The sequence below is a fragment of the Streptomyces sp. NPDC031418 genome (assembly GCF_055581605.1).
The window spans coordinates 95,122-116,208 of the sequence record NZ_JBVIJC010000027.1 but is presented as its reverse complement, the minus strand read 5'-3'; the positions used below and the strand labels follow the sequence as shown (position 1 = coordinate 116,208).

General features: G+C 72.4%; 17 protein-coding genes. 8 read left to right on the top strand and 9 right to left on the bottom strand.

Annotated features, from left to right (window positions below):
* Window positions 1–42 precede the first annotated feature (42 nt).
* On the bottom strand, window positions 43–1,323 hold the full coding sequence (locus ACZ5CZ_RS32560; protein ID WP_468947948.1) for an extracellular solute-binding protein: 1,281 nt from the start codon (window positions 1,321–1,323) through the stop codon (window positions 43–45).
* A 293-nt stretch (window positions 1,324–1,616) separates the two neighbouring features.
* On the opposite strand from ACZ5CZ_RS32560, the gene ACZ5CZ_RS32555 reads away from it, so the two are divergent.
* On the top strand, window positions 1,617–2,384 hold the full coding sequence (locus ACZ5CZ_RS32555) for a GntR family transcriptional regulator (protein ID WP_468947947.1): 768 nt from the start codon (window positions 1,617–1,619) through the stop codon (window positions 2,382–2,384).
* A gap of 11 nt (window positions 2,385–2,395) precedes the next feature.
* Here the strand turns inward: ACZ5CZ_RS32555 and ACZ5CZ_RS32550 are convergent, their stop codons facing one another.
* Both ACZ5CZ_RS32550 and ACZ5CZ_RS32545 read right to left on the bottom strand, forming a co-directional pair.
* Entirely contained in the window at window positions 2,396–4,687 is a 2,292-nt protein-coding gene (locus ACZ5CZ_RS32550) for a Dyp-type peroxidase (protein ID WP_385840548.1), read from the bottom strand.
* A gap of 112 nt (window positions 4,688–4,799) precedes the next feature.
* Window positions 4,800–6,695: a galactose oxidase-like domain-containing protein gene (locus ACZ5CZ_RS32545; protein WP_468947943.1), complete on the bottom strand. Its 1,896-nt coding sequence runs from the start codon at window positions 6,693–6,695 to the stop codon at window positions 4,800–4,802.
* Window positions 6,696–6,929: 234 nt separating this feature from the next.
* On the opposite strand from ACZ5CZ_RS32545, the gene ACZ5CZ_RS32540 reads away from it, so the two are divergent.
* Entirely contained in the window at window positions 6,930–7,340 is a 411-nt protein-coding gene (locus ACZ5CZ_RS32540) for a hypothetical protein (RefSeq protein WP_450789446.1), read from the top strand.
* A 90-nt stretch (window positions 7,341–7,430) separates the two neighbouring features.
* Here the strand turns inward: ACZ5CZ_RS32540 and ACZ5CZ_RS32535 are convergent, their stop codons facing one another.
* The 3 genes from ACZ5CZ_RS32535 to ACZ5CZ_RS32525 form a co-directional block, all read right to left on the bottom strand.
* Window positions 7,431–7,856 carry a DUF6299 family protein gene (locus tag ACZ5CZ_RS32535; RefSeq protein ID WP_385840545.1) on the bottom strand — a complete coding sequence of 142 codons (426 nt, stop codon included), beginning with the start codon at window positions 7,854–7,856 and terminating at the stop codon, window positions 7,431–7,433.
* A gap of 109 nt (window positions 7,857–7,965) precedes the next feature.
* The gene (locus tag ACZ5CZ_RS32530; RefSeq protein ID WP_385840544.1) at window positions 7,966–8,364 is read right to left on the bottom strand and encodes a RidA family protein; all 399 of its coding nucleotides are present in this window, start codon (window positions 8,362–8,364) and stop codon (window positions 7,966–7,968) included.
* Window positions 8,361–9,491 (bottom strand): acyl-CoA dehydrogenase family protein, encoded by a 1,131-nt coding sequence (locus ACZ5CZ_RS32525; protein WP_468947940.1) that lies wholly within the window; start codon window positions 9,489–9,491, stop codon window positions 8,361–8,363. The genes ACZ5CZ_RS32530 and ACZ5CZ_RS32525 overlap by 4 nt, the downstream gene beginning before the upstream one ends.
* Before the next feature lie 164 nt (window positions 9,492–9,655).
* Between ACZ5CZ_RS32525 and ACZ5CZ_RS32520 the strand changes: the two genes are divergently transcribed.
* Both ACZ5CZ_RS32520 and ACZ5CZ_RS32515 read left to right on the top strand, forming a co-directional pair.
* Entirely contained in the window at window positions 9,656–11,248 is a 1,593-nt protein-coding gene (locus ACZ5CZ_RS32520; RefSeq protein WP_468947938.1) for an AMP-binding protein, read from the top strand.
* A 15-nt stretch (window positions 11,249–11,263) separates the two neighbouring features.
* Window positions 11,264–12,076 carry a PaaX family transcriptional regulator gene (locus ACZ5CZ_RS32515; RefSeq protein WP_468947936.1) on the top strand — a complete coding sequence of 271 codons (813 nt, stop codon included), beginning with the start codon at window positions 11,264–11,266 and terminating at the stop codon, window positions 12,074–12,076.
* A 291-nt stretch (window positions 12,077–12,367) separates the two neighbouring features.
* Here the strand turns inward: ACZ5CZ_RS32515 and ACZ5CZ_RS32510 are convergent, their stop codons facing one another.
* Both ACZ5CZ_RS32510 and ACZ5CZ_RS32505 read right to left on the bottom strand, forming a co-directional pair.
* Window positions 12,368–12,583, bottom strand: a complete 216-nt coding sequence (locus tag ACZ5CZ_RS32510; RefSeq protein WP_468947934.1) for a hypothetical protein — start codon at window positions 12,581–12,583, stop codon at window positions 12,368–12,370.
* 5 nt (window positions 12,584–12,588) lie between these two features.
* Window positions 12,589–14,022 (bottom strand): CoA transferase, encoded by a 1,434-nt coding sequence (locus ACZ5CZ_RS32505; RefSeq protein ID WP_468947932.1) that lies wholly within the window; start codon window positions 14,020–14,022, stop codon window positions 12,589–12,591.
* Window positions 14,023–14,263: 241 nt separating this feature from the next.
* Between ACZ5CZ_RS32505 and ACZ5CZ_RS32500 the strand changes: the two genes are divergently transcribed.
* The 4 genes from ACZ5CZ_RS32500 (at window position 14,264) to ACZ5CZ_RS32485 (ending at window position 18,519) form a co-directional block, all read left to right on the top strand.
* Window positions 14,264–15,439 (top strand): CaiB/BaiF CoA transferase family protein, encoded by a 1,176-nt coding sequence (locus tag ACZ5CZ_RS32500; protein ID WP_385840539.1) that lies wholly within the window; start codon window positions 14,264–14,266, stop codon window positions 15,437–15,439.
* Between the two features lie 4 nt (window positions 15,440–15,443).
* Entirely contained in the window at window positions 15,444–16,577 is a 1,134-nt protein-coding gene (locus tag ACZ5CZ_RS32495; RefSeq protein WP_385840538.1) for an acyl-CoA dehydrogenase family protein, read from the top strand.
* Window positions 16,574–17,467: an acyl-CoA dehydrogenase family protein gene (locus ACZ5CZ_RS32490; RefSeq protein WP_468947931.1), complete on the top strand. Its 894-nt coding sequence runs from the start codon at window positions 16,574–16,576 to the stop codon at window positions 17,465–17,467. Before ACZ5CZ_RS32495 ends, ACZ5CZ_RS32490 begins: the two co-directional genes overlap by 4 nt.
* 83 nt (window positions 17,468–17,550) lie before the next feature.
* Complete coding sequence (locus ACZ5CZ_RS32485; RefSeq protein ID WP_468947929.1) at window positions 17,551–18,519, top strand: LysR family transcriptional regulator; 969 nt, start codon at window positions 17,551–17,553, stop codon at window positions 18,517–18,519.
* A gap of 292 nt (window positions 18,520–18,811) precedes the next feature.
* On the opposite strand, the gene ACZ5CZ_RS32480 is transcribed toward ACZ5CZ_RS32485, so the two are convergent.
* Entirely contained in the window at window positions 18,812–21,082 is a 2,271-nt protein-coding gene (locus tag ACZ5CZ_RS32480) for a bifunctional salicylyl-CoA 5-hydroxylase/oxidoreductase (RefSeq protein ID WP_468947927.1), read from the bottom strand.
* Window positions 21,083–21,087 lie beyond the last annotated feature (5 nt).

The following is a 21,087-nucleotide window of genomic DNA, read 5'->3' as shown; positions in this document are numbered from 1 at the left end:
GGTACCGGGGGCGTGCCCACACGGCACGCCCCCGGCATGGGTCTAGTTCTTCTGGGCCAGGCGCTTGTCGATCTCGCCCTGGACGTCCTTGGCGGCGGCCGCCGGGGACTTGCCGTTCAGGACGGCCGTCATGTACGACTTGATCGGGTTCGGGGTGTTCTCCACCGCGGCCCACTCGGGGATCAGCGGGGTGGTGCCGCCGGCCGCGGCGCCGGGCGCGGCCGCCTCGGCGGCGCCGTTGCCCTTGAGGTTGCTCTCCAGGGACTGCTTGTTCGGGATGACGCCGTTGAGCTTGGCCAGTTCGCCCTCGTACTGGTCGGACAGGGCGATCTTCAGGAACTCCTTGGCCAGCGACTGCTTCTGGCTGTTCTGGGCGACGGCCAGGTTGGAGCCGCCGAGGAAGACGCCCTCGGGCTTGTCGGCGGTGGCGCCGGGGATGGTGAAGTAGCCGAGGTCCTTCTCGATGGCCTTGTTGGCCTGGATCGCGGTGCCGGCCTCCCAGCCCATGCCGATGAACGCGCCGGTCTTGCCCTTGGCGAAGATGGTCGCCTGCTGCGGGGTGGCCTCGTCCTTGTCCTTGGGGGCCTTGGAGTAGGAGGCGTACTTCTTGTACAGCTCCATGGCGGCGGAGACCTTGGGGTCGGCCAGGTTGGAGACGTACGTACCGCCCTGCTTCTTCACCAGGTCACCGCCCTGGCCGATGATCAGGCCGTCCAGGAAGTACCAGTTCTGGCCGGGCAGGTAGAGCGGCTCGGCGTCGGTCTTCTTGCCGATGGTGTCGAGGTCCTTGAAGAACTCGTCCCGGGTCTTCGGGGTGCCCTTGATGCCGGCCTGCGCCCAGATCTTCTTGTTGTAGATGACCACGCGGTTGGCGAAGTACCAGGGGGCGCCGTACTGCTTGCCGTCGTAGACGGAGGACTGGGAGACCGAGGGCGACCAGTCGGCGCCGATCGCCTTCTTCACGTCGCCCAGGTCGGCGAGGCCGCCGGTGGCCGCGTAGGCGGGGGTCTGGGTGTTGCCGACCTCCAGGACGTCCGGCGGGTTGGACTCGGAGAGGGCGGTGGTGATCTTCTGCTGGATCCCGTCCCACTTCTGGATCTCGAACTTCAGCTTGGCGCCGGTCTTCTTCTCGAAGGCGGCCTGGACGTCCTTGGACCACTGCGGCGGCGCCGAGCCGTCCATGGTCCAGACCGTCAGGGTCTGCCCCTTCCAGCTGTCCGGTCCCGCGTCCTTGCCGCTGTCGCCGCTCTTGCCCCCGCCACACGCCGCAACGGAGACCATCATGCCCGCGATCACGATCGCGGCCGCAAGCTTGCGCTTCACGCCACCCTCCTCAGGGATGCCACTAACCCCCCACGCCCTCGGCGGTGACCTGCGTACGACGCTGTTGCACGTAGGGCTCGGGACCTGGCCACTAATGGTGTAGACCAGTACGGTGGAGCTTGGCCTAGACCTTTCGGGGTGTCAAGGGTCGTTCCGCAAGCAGGGGATGGCCGTTACGCGATAGACACCGGAGCGCGTCCATCCCCTTTCGCCGGGCTTCTCCCGTTGGACTAGACCAATGCGCGGGAGATCGCTATAACGGGAGACCACCCACACAGCCGGGAAGGCAGGGCATGACCACCGACGTCAGCGGCGCCCAGCAGCTCAGCGGGTCGTCCGGCCGCACCGCGCGCGTGCCGAAGTACTACCGGATCAAACAGCAGGTGCTGGCCATGGCCGACGTACTGGAGCCCGGCTCGGCCATGCCGGCGGAGCGGCTGCTGGCGGTGCGCTTCAACACCTCCCGGACCACCGTGCGGCAGGCGCTCCAGGAGCTGGTCGGCGAGGGCCGGCTGGACCGGATCCAGGGCAAGGGCACCTTCGTCGCCCAGCCCAAGCTGTACCGCACGCTCCAGCTGACCTCGCACACCGAGGACATGCGCGCCCAGGGCCTCACGCCCGCCTCGCAGACGCTGGACATCGGCGAGATCCCGGCGGACCAGCGGCTGGCGGGCCTGCTCGGCATCGCGATCGGCGAGCGGGTGCTGCGCATCGAGCGGCTGCGGCTGGCCAGTGGCGCCCCCATGGCGATCGAGACGACGCATCTGTCCGTACAGCGCTTCCCCGGCCTGCGCGAGTCGCTGGCCGGCCGCCCGTCGCTGTACACGGCGCTCGCCGAGGTGTACGGCGTCCGGCTGGCGGAGGCCGACGAGACGATCGAGACCTCGCTGTCCACCCCGCGCGAGGCGCAGTTGCTCGGCACCGACGTGGGGCTGCCGATGCTGCTGCTGTCCCGGCACTCGCGGGACGCGGCGGGCACCCCGGTGGAGTGGGTGCGCTCGGTGTACCGGGGTTCCCGGTACAAGTTCGTGGCCGCCCTGCGCCGGCCGGCGCAGGGCTGACCCCTCACGGCTCAGCCCCGGCGGTGCCAGGGCGAGTTCGGCCGGGAGTCCCGGACCAGGTCGTCCTGGTGGCCGGAGCCGTCGGCGATGGAGATGGTGCGGTACTTTCCGCCGTCGTGCTGGACCCAGCACAGGGTCCTGCCGCCGGACCGCTCACGGCCGGGGACGAACCGGAACGCGTCCACCGCGGTGACGCCGTTCAGCGACCTCCAGCGGCCCAGGTCGCGGTCGCTGCGGTCGAGGCTGTCCGGGTGGCCCGGCGCCTCGGCGACCGAGACCAGCCGGTACCGCTGGCCCTGCGCGGTGCTGTGGAACAGCCAGTACTGCGACTTGCCGCCGACGTGCTGCATGTCGGGGACGGGCAGCACGGCGTCGACCCGGGTGACGTCGCCGAGGGTGTTCCAGTTGCCTGCGAGGGGCCTGTCGCCGCCGCTGATGCGGCTGGTGTTGCGGCTGTTGTGGGCGATGTGGATGGACCGGTAGACCTGGCTGCCGTCCTTCCTGGTGTGGAAGAGCCAGTAGCGGCTCTCGCCGTTCAGGTCCTGCTCGTCCGGCACCGGCCAGATGGCGTCGACCCGCTCCACGTCCTGGAGCGCGGGCCAGGTGTCCAGGCCGACGGCGTCGCCGAGGCCGATGCCCAGGCCGTCGTCGGAGCCGGTGGTCAGCGGCTCCACCTCCGGGTCGCCGATGCTGACGACGCGGACCGTGCGGCCGGAGAAGACCCAGTACTGGCCGGGCACGCCGGGCCGCGGCAGGATCTCGTCGACGGGGCCGGGCTGCACCGCCGGCTGCCGCTGTCCGCCCGAGGTGGTCTGCTGGGCGGTGCTCTGGCCGGTGCCGCCGGACACCGCCGCGCCGTCCAGCCGGCCCTCGCCGAGCTTGCGCAGGGTGGACAGCGAGGGGGTGAAGGCGTAGACCGAGCCCTCGGTGTTCACGAAGGGCTGGAAGTTCAGCGTGGTGGTCTTGCGCCCCAGTGCGTTGTCCGTCTCGAAGGCGACGTCGCCGTCCCCGATCTTGCTCAGCTTGCCGGCGACCATCGGGTCCGGGCCGGGCATCGGGTCGCGGTTGGGCGGGAAGTCGGGGGTGTTGACCCAGTTGCGCTGCATGAACTCGAACTGCCGGACCAGGTCGGCCTGGTAGCAGACGAAGACCAGACCGCGGGACTCGTCGGGGCCGCCCTGCGGGGAGGTGGGGTCGAACGGGGCGCCGTAGGGGATGCCACGGCGGATGATGCGCCGCGGGTCGAGCTGCTCCTCCTTGATCGGCACCTCGTCGATGAGCCCGTCGCGCGGATTGGTCTTGCGCAGATGGGAGAAGAGCGGGGTGATCACCCCGTCGGGGTCGTTCTTGTAGCTGATGACGTTGTCCGGCTCGATGTTCGGGTCTTCCCTCAGCTCCGGGTGGTTGGCGACCGAGGCACCGCACCGCCACCGCCCGACCAGGCGGGAGGCGAGCCACTCGCTCTTGGTGTCGGCCGGCACCGCCTTGGCGTCCTTCAGCCGCCGCAGCTCGGCGCCGACCTGCGCCCACCAGCCGGGCACGTCCTGGCCGAGCCGCCGTACCACCTGGAAGGAGCCGTTGCGCATCCACTCGGGCACCCCCTCCGGCAGCGGCCCGCCGCTCGCGCCGAGGACGAACAGGTCGGCGGGGATGAGCCGGGCGCCCTCCTCCGGGTGCTCGTCGAAGTCGGCCACGGACGGTTCGCTGACGCCGTCCTTGAAGCCGAAGTGCTCCCGGCCGCGGCGCGGGCGGGGCAGCGTGTTCCCGGGCTGGGCGTGGGAGATGCTGATCCCGGCCTGGGAGGCGGCGTCCAGCTGGCGGTTCAGCTCCTGGCTCAGGTCGCTCTCCCGGTCGGCGGCGACGGTGAGCACGGCGTGCGTGACCTGGTTGTGGTCGGCGCCGAACAGCCAGCGGTCGGGGGCGTTGTCGTCGACGTCGCCGAGGACGTCCGCGCGGAAGGCGGCGCCCTGGACATAGGCGCCGATCGTGCCCCGGCCCCTGTTCTCGCCCAGCAGGTCCTGCTTGCCGGTGAGGACCGTCAGCCCCGGGTAGGTGAGGCTGAGGCCCAGCCAGGTGGCGGTGAGGTTCGCGGGGTCGTCGCCCATGGAGTTCTGGCGGGCCGCGCTGAACCTGGCGTTGAAGGCGGCGACCTCCTGGGTGGTGGCCAGGTTCGGGACCAGGTTCGCCAGCCAGCTCCGGGCGGCGGCGGGATCGCCGAACCGGAGGAACAGCAGGGTCATGTGGTCCTTCTTGAAGCCGGCGAGGATGTCGCCCTGGATCTCGGTGCTGTCGCGTAGCGACACGAGGGTCTCCCTTGGCATGTGCGGGGACGGGACGGGGATGACCGGACGGGTCCCGGGCGGCCCGTGGGCGGGGCCGCCCGGAGACCCGGCGGCAGGGGACGGCCTTGGGGGGTCAGGCTCCGGGGCGCAGCTGCACCCACTTGGCGATGCTGGGCACACCCCGGTCGTCGAGCAGGAAGAGCAGGTAGTACCCGGGCGGGGCGTCCTTGGCGGACTGCGGAGACCGCAGCCGCAGGGTGCTGCCGGCCCGCTTGGTGATCTCCAGCTCGATGCGGCGCTGGCTGGTGTCCACCGAGTGGGTGGAGGTGATGGGCGCCATCAGCACGGCCTTGTCGATCTGGTCCGGCGTGAAGGAGTCGACGTCGAAGGTGTCGTCGTAGCCCACCGCGCCGCGCGGCACATGGGCCAGGTCGGGCCGGGTGCCGCCCTGGTGCAGATAGGGCGGCTCGTAGATCTCGATGGTGCCGTTCTGCCCGGACTTGATGTCGGGGTTGTTGGCGATCTCCTGGAGCTCGTCGCCGGTGATCATGATGCGGCCGTCGGGCAGGATCACCGCGTTGGAGTGGTAGCCGCGCGGCAGCCGCTGCTGCGGGCCGAGCCGCCAGGAGCCGTCGGCGCCGCGGATCTCGGTGTCCCGCCACTTGTCGTCGGCGTTGGGGTTGTACTGGCCGTTGCCGTAGTCGCGGATGTCGAAGCCGCCGTTGACGGTGAAGAGCCGTCCGTCGGGGAAGATCAGGGTGTCGTCCTGGGTGCGGCCCATGTGGCGTGCGCTCTGCTCGGTCCACTGGCCGCCGGAGAACTTGTACGTCTTGGGGTTGTTGCGGTCGCCGCCGAGGATCAGCACCGAGTCGGGACCCTGGCCGGGGGCGGGGTTGGGCAGGGCCACCGCGGAGCCGTAGTTGCGCATGCCGCCGTCGGGGCGGCTGCGCAGCGGCTGGCTGGTCTCGTTCACCGGGTCGAAGGAGAACTGCTCGTCGTAGTTGCGCCCGAAGCCGTAGATCCTGCCGTCCCGCAGCGAGAACAGATGCGGGTAGTCCGTCGAGTAGTCGGCGCTGATCGGCCACTTGTCGAGCGAGCGGTTCTCCGGGGCGTCGTTCTTGTCGTAGGACACCGCGGAGTTCTTGGCGGGGAAGCGCTCGATGGACTTGGACAGCTTGCCCCAGCCGAGGTCGCCGTGGCCGGAGGTGATGAACTGCCGGCCGTCGGCGCCGGTCACCACGGACGGGTACCAGCGGCCCTCGGCCATGTCCTGCTGGCTGTGCCAGGTCTCGGTCCAGGGGTCGAAGACGAGCGCGAGGTGGGCGCCGGTGCCGTGGTTGCCGCCGAGGTTGCCGCCGAAGATGCCGACCATGCCGTTGGGCAGATAGGCGTGGCCCGCGCAGAAGATCGGCGCGGGCCGGGGCTCGTCCAGACCGTCGTCCATGGTGACCACGGGCGGCGGTACGGCCTTGAAGGTGCCGGTGCCCTTGTCGTCGGTGGGCGGGGTCCAGACATAGGCGCGGCCCGCGTTGTCCCGGCCGATGACCTCGGTGGGCGCGGTCTCCTTGTTCGGGCTGTCCTCGACGGACTCGAAGGAGAAGAGCAGCACCTTGCCGGTGGGCAGCAGGGCGACGTGGTCGCCGAAGTCGGGGCTGGAGATGTACTGGGCGAACTTGCCCGACTGGCTGGCCGCGAAGGCCGCGTTGTGCGCGGCCTGCGAGTCGGTGTGCTCCTTCAGGCTGCGGTTGCGCAGCGGCTGGGGGTAGCCGCGGTCGACGGCGGCCAGGCCGATGCGGTCCCGGGCCAGCTGCTCGGCGCGGGCCCGGCCGAAGGCCCTCACCTCGTCCGGGCGCACCTCCTTGGCGAGCTGGGCGCGGCTGATGGGCACCCCGCCGGGGTAGGGGTCGAAGCCGCGGTTCCCGTGCGGTGTGGAGCCGAGTGCGGCGGGCGCGGTGACGGACAGGACGAGCGCGGCGCAGCCGGCCGCGAACGTCCATCTTCTGCTGCGGGGGATCCCTCTGCGGGACATGGGACTCCTCGGGGGAACACGGGGGCGCCGGGCGGCACGGAGCAGCGAGGGGCGACCACGTAGAGTGACGGAATAGCCGCAGTTAATCACACACCGTAGCGAACGGCATTCATCATCTCGAAAGATTGACCGTTTTACCCCGATAGGCCGTAACGCTGCGTGTCCGGCGTGGCGGGCGTCGGAACGCGCGGATCCAATGGTCGGGCCCTGTCCCTTCCTTCGAGGAGTCCCCGCATGACCGCACCACGCGCCTCACTCGCCGCCGCGGCGGCGCTCGCCCTGCTCGGCTGTGCCGCCGCCCCGGCCCTGGCCGCGGACCCGCCGCAGCCGCCGCGGGAGATCACCGGCCCGGTCCTGCGCGGCGGCGCCGACGGCACCCGGCACGAGCTGTTCTGCCCCGCCATGCAGCACGTCTACGGCGGCGGCTACTCGCTCAGCGCGTCCAAGCCGGACACCACGCTGTCCGACGAGCCCGCCGACGTGCTGGAGAACCGGCCGAACGACACCGCCACCGGCTGGATCGTCGCCGTGCACAAGACGACCTGGTGGCACCCGCGGCGGGCCGGCGCGAAGCACGAGGCGGGCCCGGCCGACCTGACGCTCCACATCACCTGCTCGGACGATGTGATGACCCACGGCGCCTGACGGCCGCGCCCTGCGCGCAGCTCCCCCGTGTTCACGCCGAGCGGCCGCGCCCGGGCCGCTCGGCCGAGGTCCGTCCGGCGCCGGCGCGCCTCACGCCTGGGTGAGGGTGATGTCCTGGTCCTGGACCGCGTGGAAGGCCGGCAGCACCACGATGCCCGAGGGGCGCAGCTCCATCAGGGTGGCCTGGACATGGGCGGCGCCCGCCTTGAGCGCCTCGGAGGTGACCTTGCCGCTGTTCTCCCAGCGGTGCTCGGCGCCGTCGCACTGGGCGGTGCTGCCGCCGACGCCGTGCTTGACGCGCGCGTCGCTCTGGCTGACCGAGGAGCTGACGAACACCACGGAGGTGCCGGGCAGACAGCGGTAGCTGCCGGACAGGGTGACCGTGCCGTCGGCGGCGATCCGGCCGGTGGGGTCGACGGTGATCGTCTCGCCGGTGTCGGCGGCGGCCGGGCCGACGGCGGCGCACAGCAGGGCGGCCGCGCCGAGGGCCGAGGCGAGAGCGGGGCGAACGGACATGGGATGCCTCCCGGTTCCTGGGGATCGAGTGCTCCACTGGTACCGGGCGTCCGGTCCGCCGGGCGTGACCGTCACCCCTTCGGTGGCGCGTCACGCGGCCGCGGCCGGCTCACGGCAGCACGGCGAACCCGTCCAGCTCCACCAGCGCCTGCTCGTCCCACAGTCGTACGACCTGGACGACGGCCATCGCCGGGTAGTCGCGGCCGGCCAGCTCCCGCCAGCGGCGGCCCAGTTCCGGGGCGTGGGCGCGATAGTCGGCCACGTCGGTGGCGTAGACGGTGACCCGGGCCAGGTCGGCGGGGGTGCCGCCGGCCGCGCGCAGGGCGGCCAGCAGATTGCCGAGCGCCCGCTCGAACTGCTCGGGCAGCGTGCCGCCGGTGATCTTGCCGTCCGCGTCGAGCGCGGTCTGCCCGGCCAGGAACACCACCCGGCTGCCGGTGGCGACGACGGCGTGCGAGAACCCCGTGGGCGGGGACAGCTCGGGCGGGTTGACGCGCTCGGCGCTCATCGGGCCTCCTCCTCGGCGCGGGCGTACAGCTCCTTGGCGATGATGCCGCGCTGGACCTCGCTGGCACCCTCGTAGATGCGCGGTGCGCGGACCTCCCGGTAGAGGTGCTCCAGGAGGTGGCCCCGGCGCAGGGCGCGGGCGCCGTGCAGCTGGACGGCGGCGTCGACCACGTACTGCGCGGTCTCGGTGGCGAGCAGCTTGGCCATCGCCGCGCGCCGCGGCACATCGGCCGCGCCCGCGTCGTACGCCGTCGCCGCCGCGTACACCAGCAGCCGGGCCGCCTCGGTGCGCAGCGCCATCTCGGCGACCTGGTGGGAGACGGCCTGAAGGTCCATCAGCCGGCCCTGGAACGCCTCCCGCCGCCGGGTGTGGTCGACGGTGGCGTCGAGCGCCGCCTGGGCCATGCCCACCGCGAAGGCGCCGACGCTGGGGCGGAAGAGGTTGAGGGTGCCCATGGCGACGGCGAAGCCGCGGTCGGGCGTGCCGAGCAGGTCGTCGGCGGTCACCGGTACGGCGTCGAAGTCGAGAGCGCCGATGGGGTGTGGCGAGAGCATCTCCAGTGCGCTGCCGGTGAGTCCGGGCCGGTCGGCGGGGACCAGGAAGGCGGTGACCCCGCGGGCCCCGGCGCCGGGCGTGGTGCGCGCGAAGACGGTGTACACGTCGGCCTCGGGGGCGTTGGAGATCCAGCACTTGGCGCCGGTGAGCCGCCAGCCGGTGCCGTCCGGCTCGGCCGTGAGGGCGAGCGCCGCCGCGTCCGAACCGGCCCCCGGCTCGCTCAGCGCGAAGGCGGCGACCGCGCTGCCGTCGGCGACCCGGGGCAGCCAGCGCTCGCGCTGGGTCTCGGTGCCGTGGGCGTGCACCGGGTGGGCGCCCAGGCCCTGGAGGGCGAGGGCGGTCTCGGCCTCGGTACAGGCCCGGGCCAGCGACTCGCGCATCAGACAGAGGTCGAGCGCGCCGGAGGTGAACAGCCGGGCGAGCAGCCCGAGCCGCCCCAGCTCGGCGAGGAGCGGCCGGTTGACGCGGCCCGGTTCGCCCTTGTCGGCGAGCGGGCGCAGGCGTTCGGCGGCGAGCGAGCGCAGCTCGGCACACCAGGCGAGCTGTTCCGGGTCGAGCGAGAATGCGGGCACTGCCGGTCCTCCCTCCGGACGGGCCGTCCGTCACGACACCCCTCGACGTTATCGCGCACAGTTGACTGCCGTCACCAAGACGATACGCTCGAACGGCGAGCCCGCCAGAAAGCCCGTCCAGAGCCCGCGTACGGACGCTTGCCACGGCAAGGGGGCGAACCGCCATGCATCTCTCGGCCCATGTCGACACCTTCGCGCGCGACCATCTGCCCCCGCCGGACGAATGGCCCGAGCTGCGGTTCGACCTGCCCGAGCTGCACTACCCCGACCGGCTGAACTGCGCGGCGGAACTGCTCGACCACACCGATCCGGCCCGCCCGGTCTTCCGGACCCCGGCCGGGCCGGTCTGGACCTACGGCGAGCTGCGCACCCGGGTCGACCGGATCGCGCATCTGCTCACCGGCGAGCTGGGCGTCGTGCCGGGCAACCGGGTGCTGCTGCGCGGCCCCACCACGCCCTGGCTCGCCGCCTGCTGGCTGGCGGTGCTGAAGGCGGGCGCGGTCGCGGTCACCGTGCTGGCCCAGCAGCGCCCGCACGAGCTGACCACGATCTGCGAGATCGCCCGGGTGCGGCACGCGCTGTGCGACATCTGCTCGGTGGACGACCTGGCGAAGGCGGAGATCCCCGGGCTGCGCATCACGACGTACGGCGGTGACGCCCCCGACGACCTGCTCCGCCGCCCCGCGCCGGACACCCCCTACCCGGCGGTCGACACGGCGTCCGACGACGTCGCCCTGATCGCGTTCACCTCGGGCACCACGGGCCGCCCGAAAGGGTGCATGCACTTCCACCGGGACGTGCTGGCCATAGCGGACACCTTCGCCGCCCATGTGCTGCGCCCCCGGCCGGACGACGTCTTCACCGGCTCTCCCCCGCTGGGCTTCACCTTCGGCCTCGGCGGACTGGTGGTCTTCCCGATGCGGGCCGGCGCCAGCTCGCTGCTGCTGGAGCAGGCCGGACCCCGGCAGCTGCTGCCCGCGATCGCCGCACACCGGGTCACGGTCCTGTTCACCGCCCCGACCGCCTACCGCACGATGCTGGCCGGGCTGGACGGGTACGACGTCTCCTCGCTGCGGCGCTGTGTGTCGGCCGGGGAGAACCTGCCGGCGGGCACCTGGCGGGCCTGGCACGAGCGCACCGGTGTGCGGATCATCAACGGCATCGGCGCGACCGAGCTGCTGCACATCTTCGTCTCGGCCGCCGACGAACGGATCAGACCGGGCACCACCGGGGTGCCGGTGCCGGGCTGGCAGGCGCGGGTGCAGGACGCGCACGGCACCCCGGTGCCGGACGGCGAGCCCGGTCTGCTGGCCGTGCGCGGCCCGGTCGGCTGCCGCTATCTCGCCGACCCGCGCCAGCGGGAGTACGTGCGGGACGGCTGGAACATCACCGGCGACACCTATGTCCGCGAGCCGGACGGCTACTTCCGCTATGTGGCCCGCGCCGACGACATGATCATCTCGGCCGGGTACAACATCGCCGGGCCGGAGGTGGAGGACGCGCTGCTGCGCCATCCGGACGTGGTGGAGGCGGCGGTCGTGGGCCGGACCGACGAGGCGCGCGGGCAGGTGGCGGTGGCGTACACGGTGCTGCGGGACGGCGCCCCGCGCGACCCGGAGGCCCTGCGCGCCTTCCTCGTCGCCGAACTGGCCCCCTACAAGTGCCCGCGCGCGTTCGTCTTCCTGGCCGCGCTGCCCCGCACGGCCACCGGAAAGCTCCAGCGGTTCCGGTTGCGCAGCGAAGGCGACCGGCAGTGACACCGGCGACCTAAAATGATCAACGTGTCCGAGCAGCACGCCCCCCGGTCCCTCATCGTCACGCTCTACGGCGCCTACGGCCGCTTCATGCCCGGCCCGATGCCCGTGGCCGAGCTGATCCGGCTGCTGGCCGCGGTCGGGGTGGACGCACCCTCCGTGCGGTCCTCGGTGTCCCGGCTCAAACGGCGCGGCCTGCTGCTGCCGGCCCGCACCGCGGCCGGCGCCGCCGGGTACGAACTCTCCGCGGAGGCCCGGCAGTTGCTGGAGGACGGCGACCGCCGCATCTACACCGAGGCCGCGCCCCGGGAGGAGGGCTGGGTGCTCGCGGTGTTCTCGGTGCCCGAGTCGGAGCGGCAGAAGCGGCATGTGCTGCGCTCCCGGCTGGCCGGTCTGGGCTTCGGTACGGCCGCCCCCGGGGTGTGGATCGCCCCGGCGCGGCTGTACGAGGAGGCGCGGCACACCCTGTGCCGGCTCCGGCTGGACCCGTACGTCGACTTCTTCCGCGGGGAGCACCTGGGCTTCGCGGCCACGGCCGAGGCGGTGGCCCGCTGGTGGGACCTGGCCGCGATCGCCAAGGAGCACGAGCGCTTCCTGGACGCGCACGGGGCCGTCCTGAGCGCCTGGGAGCGGCGCGCGGACACCCCGCCCGAGGAGGCCTACCGCGACTACCTCCTCGCCCTGGACTCCTGGCGCCACCTGCCGTACACCGACCCGGGCCTGCCCACCCGGCTGCTGCCCGCCGGCTGGCCGGGCGTCCGCTCCGCGGAGGTGTTCCACGGCCTGCACACCAGGCTGCGGGACGCGGGCGCCCGCTTCGCGGGCGTCTGACACGGCCCCGGAGGAAGGCCCCCGTGCGCGATGGCCCGGGTCGCCGAAGAGGCGACCCGGACTTGGGGGCGCCCGTGCTCCCGGCCGCCCCCCCCCGGCTGCCCGCCCCGGCCCTCCAGCCAGGCCAGGGCCTCCTGATGTGCTCAAGGTCTCTACAACCCGAGCCGCACCAGAGGCCCTGTCTTCATGCCCGGCGAGCGACAAGATCGCCCGACCGGGTTCCTTCAGCCGAAGCCGTGTCCACCAAGATCGGTACGGCAACGGCTTCTCCATGCCCGTCGCAGGCAGGCGTCATGCCTCTTGCCGGTGGCGGCGGGGGCCGGCCGTGGGCTCCCGCTCGGGGCGGGAGGACCCGAGAGGGAGGAGGACATGGCGGTAGGCGCCCGGGGTTGGGGAGAGGTGGATCTGGTCGGTGGCGCCCTGGCAGCCGCCGAGCGGGGTGTGGGCGGTGAAGGTCTCGGGGCCGAGACAGGCGTGGGGAGTGGTGAGCAGGTGTGTCGGGTCCATCGGGGTCACCAGGCCAGGGGGGAGGCGCCGAGCGGCTCGGCGGTGCGGTCGAGGCGTGGGCGCAGGGTCGAGTACGCGATGCGCGTGGGCAGGTAACTGACCTCGCCGAACGGCCCGTGCACGGTGGCCAGTTCATGTGCGGCGTGCATCGGGTCGGGGGCGGGCAGCGCGGCGACGTCGGAGCGGGGGAACAGTCCGAGGTCCTGCACCCACATGCAGACCTTCGCCAGGTCGATGTGGACCCGCCAGCTGCCGCCCTCGCTCGCCCGGCGGCGCAGTGCCTCGATCACCCCGGCCGCGCCGAGGATCGCCGCCAGGTAGTCGTTGAGGAGGTAGGTCGGCGGCAGTCGGGGCCCATCGAAGGTTCCCTCCTCGACGGAGAATCCGCTGGCCGCGCAAGCGAGTTGGTCGAAGCCGCCGCGCCGTGACCAGGGGCCGGTCGTGCCCCAACCGTGGTAGTCGAGGATCACCAGTCCGGGCCGCTGCTCGAACAGGACCTCGGGACCGAAGCCCTTGGTGTCCAGGTTGAGGTAGTTGTTGACGTACACGTCCGCCTCGGTGAGCACCTGCCGGAAGGCCGTGGCCTGTGCGGGGTCGAGCAGGTCACAGAAGGCGGCGCGCTTGCCGATCCCGGTCTCGATGATCATCCCGTTGGGGTCGGGGTGCGTGGGCGAGGAGATGTGCAGGACGTCGGCGCCCAGTTCGGCGGAGATCCGCGCGGCCATCGGGCCCGCGATGACATGCGAGTTGTCCAGTACCCGCAGCCCGGTCAGCGGCAGGGCGGGCGGCAGCTTTCCGGTGGCGGGGAAGGGCTCGGGGGCGCTCTCTCCCACCTTCTCCAGATGGATCAGGGGCTGGCCGTCCAGCAGTTGCCCCTGTGGGTGGGTCCGCCACTCCTGCTGCGTGCGCACGGCGATGGCGGTGCCGCCGCGTGAGCAGATCGCCTCTTCGAGATCGAAAGCGTCCCAGTGTGCGATGGCGTCGGCCATCCGCTGTCGGTCGGGCGGGCAGTCCAGCACCTCGCAGGCGATGTCGCGCAACTGCGGGTAGGAGAGCAGGACGTAGACGTAGCGGCCGTCGCCGGCGCGGTAGAAGTCGCTGTTGCCCAGCAGGTTGGGATCCTCCCCCAGCTCACTCACGGGCACACCGCCCACCCGGGCGAGGAAGACCGCCATCAGCTGGTGGATCGCGGACTCGACGGAGACGGTCACGTCCTGCCCGTCCCCGCCCCTGTCCCGCCACAGCGCCGATGCCTCGGTGCCGAGCGCCGCGAGAGCGGCGGCGCAGGCGTCGCCGATGCGGTGCACGGAGGGGGTCAGCGGGTCGGCGCCGATGATGGTCACCTTGCCGCCGGCCTGTTCACCGGCGATCCCGAGCTGGTGGTAGAGGTCCCGCAGTGCGTCGTAGGAGGTCGTGCTCCCGGTCGCGCTCCCGGTCATGGCATTCGTCCTTCCGTGGTGGCCGTCCTCGCATTTCCATGACAGCAGCGAGAGGGGGAGGGAATCCAATACCAATGGCAGTGGGAAGCGATATGCGATGCCCTATACATCTGGTCTGACCTGCTGTCATATCCGTTCTGTTATCGACCTCTCGGGCAGTCGGTATTGGACACGGCCTGCGGTTCGGGAATTTCCTTGATGGTGTCGCAACGACCGAGATGAATACCACGAGAGGAATGCCATGAAAGGAATGCTCTCCGGGGTCCGAGTCGTCGAACTGGGCAGCGTGATCATGGTCCCGTACGCTGCCCAGCAACTCGGTGACCTGGGCGCGGACGTCATCAAGGTCGAGCCTCCGACCGGAGACATGACCCGCTACTACCCACCCGCGCGTCACCCCGGAATGGGCGGCGTCGGCCTCAATCTCAACCGCAACAAGCGCAGCGCGGTCATCGACCTCAAGGCGCCGAGCGGCCGCGACGCGCTGCTCGCCCTGATCCGTACGGCGGACGTGTTCCTGACCAACGTCCGCCCGCAGGCCCTGGCCCGGCTCCGGCTCGGGTACGAGGAGCTGCGGGCCGTCAACCCCGGTGTGGTGTACGTCAACGCGCAGGGCTTCCGCTCGGACTCCCCGCTCGGCACCCACGCCGCGTACGACGACATCATCCAGGCCGTCTCCGGTCTGGTGTGGCTCAACGAGCAGGCGGGCGGGGAGCCACGGTTCGTGCCCAGCCTGATCGCCGACAAGGTCTGCGGACTGCAGATCAGCCAGTCCGTGCTCGCCGCCTTGCTGCACCGCGCGCGCGGCGGCAGCGGTCAGCACATCGAGGTGCCGATGGCCGACACCATGCTCGCCTTCAATCTGGTGGAGCACCTGGCCGGGGCGGTCATGGACGGCGAGTTCGGTGCGCCGCGCTCGGTCAGCCGCACCCGTCGGGCGCAGCGTACGGCGGACGGGTGGATGTGCGTCCTGCCGCACAGCGACCGCAACTGGCGGGACTTGTGCACCTTCGCCGGCCGCCCCGGGCTCGTCGCCGATCCGCGGTTCGCCGACCGCGCGTCGCGGGCCCGCAACGCCGACGCGATGTACCCGGTGCTGGAGGAGATGACACTGACGCGTACCTGTGCCGAGTGGCAGGAGTTCTGCGACGGTGCCGGCATCCCCGCCTCTCCCGTGCACAGCCTGGAGTCGGCCGTCGCCACCGCCTACGCCCGCGAGGGCGGGCTACTGGCCGAGGCCGAGCACCCCACCGAGGGCACGTACCGCTCCATCGCCCGTCCGGTGCGCTACTCCGCCGATCCCGTACCGGCCCTGCGCCCCTGCCCCGCCCTCGGCGAGCACACCGATGAAGTGCTCCGCGAGGCCGGTTTCGACCCCGCCCTGCTGACCAAGCAGAGCAACCTGGACAAGGAGTAGTTCCGTGATCACGACCACCGACACCCTGCAACTGCGCAGGGAGGTACGGGACTTCCTCGCCGAGGAGCGCGCCCGCGGCACGGTGCTCGGCCGTCCCGACTCCTGGCTGACCGGCTGGGAACCGGAGTTCAGCCGCCGGCTCGCCGAGCGCGGCTGGGTCGGCATGGCGCTGCCGCCCGAGTACGGGGGCGGCGGGCGCGGGTTCGCCGCCCGCGTCGTCGTGATCGAGGAGCTGCTCGCCGCCGGGGCTCCCGTCTCTGCGCACTGGGTCGCCGACCGCCAGGCCGGGCCCTCGATCCTGGCTCATGGCACCGAGGAGCAGAAGCGGCGGTTCCTGCCCGCCATAGCCGCCGGGCGCTGCTTCTTCTCCATCGGCATGAGCGAGCAGGAGGCCGGCTCCGACCTCGCCCATGTGCAGACCCGCGCCGAACGAGTGCCCGGCGGCTGGCGGCTGACGGGCATGAAGAAGTGGACCGGCGGCGCACACGTCAACGATTACGCGATCGTGCTGGCCCGTACCAGCGAGCATGAGGACCGGCACCAGGGGCTCAGCCAGTTCATCGTGGACCTGCGCGCCCCCGGCGTACGCACGGAGCCGATCCGTCTGCTCACCGGCGAGCACACCTTCAACTGGTTCCACCTCGACGGCGTCGAGGTCCCCGACGGCATGCTGCTCGGCCATGAGGGCGACGGCTGGAAGCAGGTCACCGGCGAGCTGGCCTTCGAACGCAGCGGGCCCGAGCGCTACCTGTCCACCTTCCCGCTGCTGGTCTCGCTGGCCCGCGAACTGCGCCGGGGCGCAGCCACCCCCGACCAGCAGGCCCGGCTCGGCGCTCTGCTCGCCCGGATCTTCGCGGTACGGCAGCTCTCGCTCGGCGTCGCCGACGCGCTGGACGCGGGCCGCCCTGCCGACGTACAGGCCGCACTGGTCAAGGACCTGGGTACGCGCCTGGAAGGCGAACTCGTCCACGAGGCACGGCGCATCCTGCCCGTCACCGCCGACACCGGGGCCACCCCCGGCTCCTACCCCCACCACCTCGCCTACGCGCTGCTGCACAGCCCCGGCTACACCCTGCGCGGCGGCACCAACGAGATCCTTCGCGGCGTCATCACCCGCGGTCTGGAGCAGCAGTCATGACCACCGCCCTTGCCACCCGCGTCGCCGCCCTGCGTGAAGCGGGCCGCCTCGCCGAGCCCGGCCCGTTCGCCGAGACCGTGCTCGGGCACCTCGAACCCGCCTTCCCCGCCACCGCGTTGACGGTCGCGCTCGCCAACGGCCTCACCCTCGCCTACGCCCACCCCGCCGTCACCCAGGTCGGCCCGGTCGGAACCTCGGGCGAGGACGCGGCCCTGCGCGTCTCGGGCACCCTGCCCCGGGTGCCGTACGGCGCCACGTCCACCGCCGTCGTCTTGAGCGAAGGGCCGGGCGGGCCCGTGCTGTTCCCGGTCGCCCCGGCCCGGACCACCGTCACCGTGGTCGGCGGCACCAATCTCGCCGGTGAGCCCCGCGACACCCTCCACCTGCACGACTACGCCGTGGCCGCCGACGACGTCCACCCCCTCTCCCCGGCCGAGCTCGCCGAAGCCCGGCTCCGGGCCGCCCTTGCCCGCGCCGCGCTCATCTCGGGCGCCGCCGAGCGCTGCGTCGAGCTGACCGTCCGGCACACCACCACCCGCATGCAGTTCGGCCGCCCGCTCAGCCGCTTCCAGGCTGTCAAGCAAGAGGAGGCCCGCCTGATCGAGGAGTCCGCGCTGGTCCGCGCCGCGGTGGACGCTGCCGCCCGCGACCTGTCGCCGGTCGGTGTGGCCGCCGCCAAGGCGCAGGCCTCGGCATCGGTCGCCGAGATCGCCCGCATCGCCCACCAGCTGCACGGCGCCGTCGGCTTCACCGAACTGAGCGAACTGCGCCACGCCACCACCCGGTTGTGGTCCTGGCGGGACGAGGACGGCGACGAGTCGTACTGGGCCGCACGGCTGGGCCGCGAGGCGCTCGCCGCGGACGACGTCTGGGCGCTGCTCGCCGGGTGACCCGCGCGTACCCCGGGCCCCCGGCCGGCCGGGGGCCCGCGCATCCGCCCCCTACCGCCCACCACACGATCTACGCTCACCGCATGGATCTCACGCCCCGCCTGCTGGAGCAGTTCACCGTACTGGCCGAGGAGAAGCATTTCGGCCGCGCGGCAAGCCGTTTGATGATGAGCCAGCCCCCGCTCAGTCAGGCGGTCCAGCGCCTGGAGCGGATCATCGGCACCCGCCTGCTCGACCGGAGCAGCCAGGGCGTCAGCCTCACCGCCGCCGGTGAGGCGTTCGCGGCCGACGCCAGACGGATATTGGAGGCGCAGGAGTCCGCCCTCGCCCGCGCGCGCCGGATCGCCTCCGGCGAGGAGGGCGAGGTGCACGTCGGCTTCGTCACCAGCCTCAGCTACTGGCACCTGCCGCGCCTGCTCGCCGACGCCGCCGAACAACTGCCGGGCCTGCGCCTGCACCTGCGGCAGGGATCCAGCGGAGCACTGACCGAACTCGTCCGCAGCGGCACCGTGGACCTCGCGCTGGTACGCCAGCCCGAACTCGACGACAACGAGCTGACCGCCCGTCGGCTCACCGAGGAACGCCTCGTCGTCGCCCTACCCGCAACTGACCCGCTCGCCGGGGCCGCGCGCCTCGCGCTGGCCGACCTGAGCGGCCACCACTTCGCCCGCCTCGGCGACGGGCCACTACAGCAACTGGCACAGCGCGTGCTGCGGGCCTGCGAACGCGCGGGATTCGTCCCCACCTTCCGGGCCCGCGCCGACGACCTGCCGGGCCTGCTCAGCTACGTCGCCTCCGGCCTGTGCGTCGCCCTCGTACCCGAGCACACCGCCGCGCTCTCCTTCCCCGGCGTCCGCTTCCTCCCGCTCACCGATGACACTCCCGAGCTCACCACCACCATCGCGGTCCTGCACCGGCCCCGCACCGACCCGGCCGTACGCTCGCTGCTCGCCCTCGCGACCGCCTCGCTCGCGGGTCAGGCCGTGGGCGGATCACCGCAAAGTGATCAACGGGGTGCTGTTCCGGGCCAGGACCGGGGTGCCCAGGCCTGACCTGCCGAACGGTACGGCCCCTGGCAGACCGTCTGTGGGCGTCATCGCCGCCGGGCGGACCGGCAGGAACGGGCCGTGAACATCGATCCGACTTGCTGCCGGGCGCATCGGCACGCGGCCGGGGCGCCCCGCAAGCCTCCGGACTGCATCCTCAATGGCACCCTGACCGTCACCGCGGTCGTCATCCGGCTCCGCGACACCGTCCCAGAGCCATCAGAAACGGCCTAGGTGTGCGGGTCGTACAGATACGGCCGGCCGGCACCGGTGGGTTCGCGTCGTCCGGAGGCCGACCTCAGCCGCCGAGGGTCAGCCGGGGCTTGGGGGCGTCCGTGCGGCCGGTCTGCGGGCGGCGGCTGCCCGCCCGGTAGGGCGCGGGCCACACCGCACCGGGGCCCTCGTACCCCTGCTCGGCGGCCGCGTGCAGGGTCCAGTGCGGGTCGTACAGATGCGGCCGGGCGAGCGCGCACAGGTCGGTGCGGCCGGCCAGGATCAGCGAGTTCACGTCGTCCCAGGAGGAGATCGCGCCGACCGCGATGACCGGCACCCGCACCTCGTGCCGGATCCGGTCGGCGAACGGCGTCTGGTACGACCGCCCGAACTCCGGCGCCTCCTCGGCCACCACCTGCCCGGTGGAGACGTCGATCGCGTCGGCGCCGTGCGCGGCGAAGGCGCGGGCGATCTCCACGGCCTCCTCGGCGGTCGTGCCGCCCTCGGCCCAGTCGGTGGCGGAGATCCGGACCGTCATCGGCCGCTCGGCCGGCCACACCGCGCGGACGGCGTCGAAGACCTCCAGCGGGAACCTGAGCCGCTTCTCCAGTGAACCGCCGTAGGCGTCGGTACGCCGGTTGGTGAGCGGGGAGAGGAAGCCGGAGAGCAGATAGCCGTGCGCACAGTGCAGTTCCAGCAGGTCGAAGCCGGCCCGGGCGGCCCGCCGCGCCGCCGCGGTGAACTGCTCGCGGAGGTCGGTGAGCTGGGCCCGGTGCAGCTCCCGCGGGGTCTGGCTGCCCGGCTTGTACGGCAGCGGGGAGGCGGCCACCAGCGGCCAGTTGCCCTCGGGCAGCGGTTCGTCGATGCCCTCCCACATCAGCCGGGTCGAGCCCTTGCGGCCGGAGTGCCCGAGCTGCACCCCGATCGCGGTGCCCGGCGCCCGGGTGTGCACGAAGTCGGTGATGCGCCGCCAGGCCTTCGCCTGCCGGCCGGTGTAGAGGCCGGCGCAGCCCGGGGTGATCCGGCCCTCCGGGCTCACGCACACCATCTCGGTCATCACCAGCCCGGCCCCGCCGAGCGCCCGCGCGCCCAGATGGACGAGATGGAAGTCGCCGGGGACTCCGTCAGTGGCCGAGTACATGTCCATCGGGGACACCACGACCCGGTTGCGCAGCGCCAGCCCGCGCAGCCGGAACGGGGTGAACATCGGCGGCGTACCGGGCGGGCAGCCGAACTCGCGCTCCACGGCGTCGGTGAACCGGCGGTCGCGCAGCCGGAGGTTGTCATGGGTGACCCGGCGGCTGCGGGTGAGCAGGTTGAAGGCGAACTGGCGGGGCGGCTGGCCGAGATGGAACCGAAGGTTCTCGAACCACTCCAGGCTGGCGCGGGCGGCCCGCTGGGTGGAGGCGACGACGGGCTTGCGCTCGGCCTCGTAGGCGGCCAGCGCGCCGGGCACGTCCGGCTGCTCCTGAAGGCACGCGGCGAGGGCCAGGGCGTCCTCGACGGCGAGCTTGGTGCCGGAGCCGATGGAGAAGTGCGCGGTGTGGGCGGCGTCGCCGAGGAGCACCACATTGCCGTGCGACCAGTGCTCGTTGACCACCGTGCGGAAGGTCGTCCACGCCGACTTGTTGGAGTGCAGGGGGCGGCCGTCCAGGGCGTCGGCGAAGATCTTGGCGCAGCGCTCGATGGACTCCTGCGGGGTGACGGCGTCGAACCCGGCCGCCCGCCAGACCTCCTCGCGCATCTCCACGATCACGGTGGAGGCGCCGGGCGCGTACGGGTAGCCGTGCAGCTGCATCACGCCGTGCTCGGTCTCGGCGATCTCGAAGCGGAACGCGTCGAAGGCGAACTCGGCGGCGAGCCAGATGTACCGGCAGCGGTGTGACGCCACCCGGGGGCCGAAGGCGTGGGCGTAGGCCTCGCGGGTGGCACTGTGCACCCCGTCGGCGGCGATGACGAGGTCGTACTCCCGGGACAGGGTGTCCACGGGCGGGGCCTCGGTACGGAAGCGGAGCCGCACGCCGAGGGAGCGGCACCGCTCGTGCAGGATCTTCAGCAGGGTCCGTCTGCGGACGGCGGCGAACCCGTGCCCGCCGGAGCGCTGGAGGGTGCCGCGGTGGACGATGTCGATGTCGTCCCAGCGGACGAAGCGCTGCCGCAGCGCCTCGTAGACCACGGGGTCGGCGTGTTCGATGCCGCCGAGGGTCTCGTCGGAGAGGACCACGCCGAAGCCGAAGGTCTCATCGGGGGCGTTGCGCTCCCAGACGGTCACGTCCCGGGCGGGGTCGAGGCGTTTCAGGAGGGCTGCCGCATAGAGGCCGCCGGGACCGCCGCCGATGATCGCCACGCGGAGCACGCGCG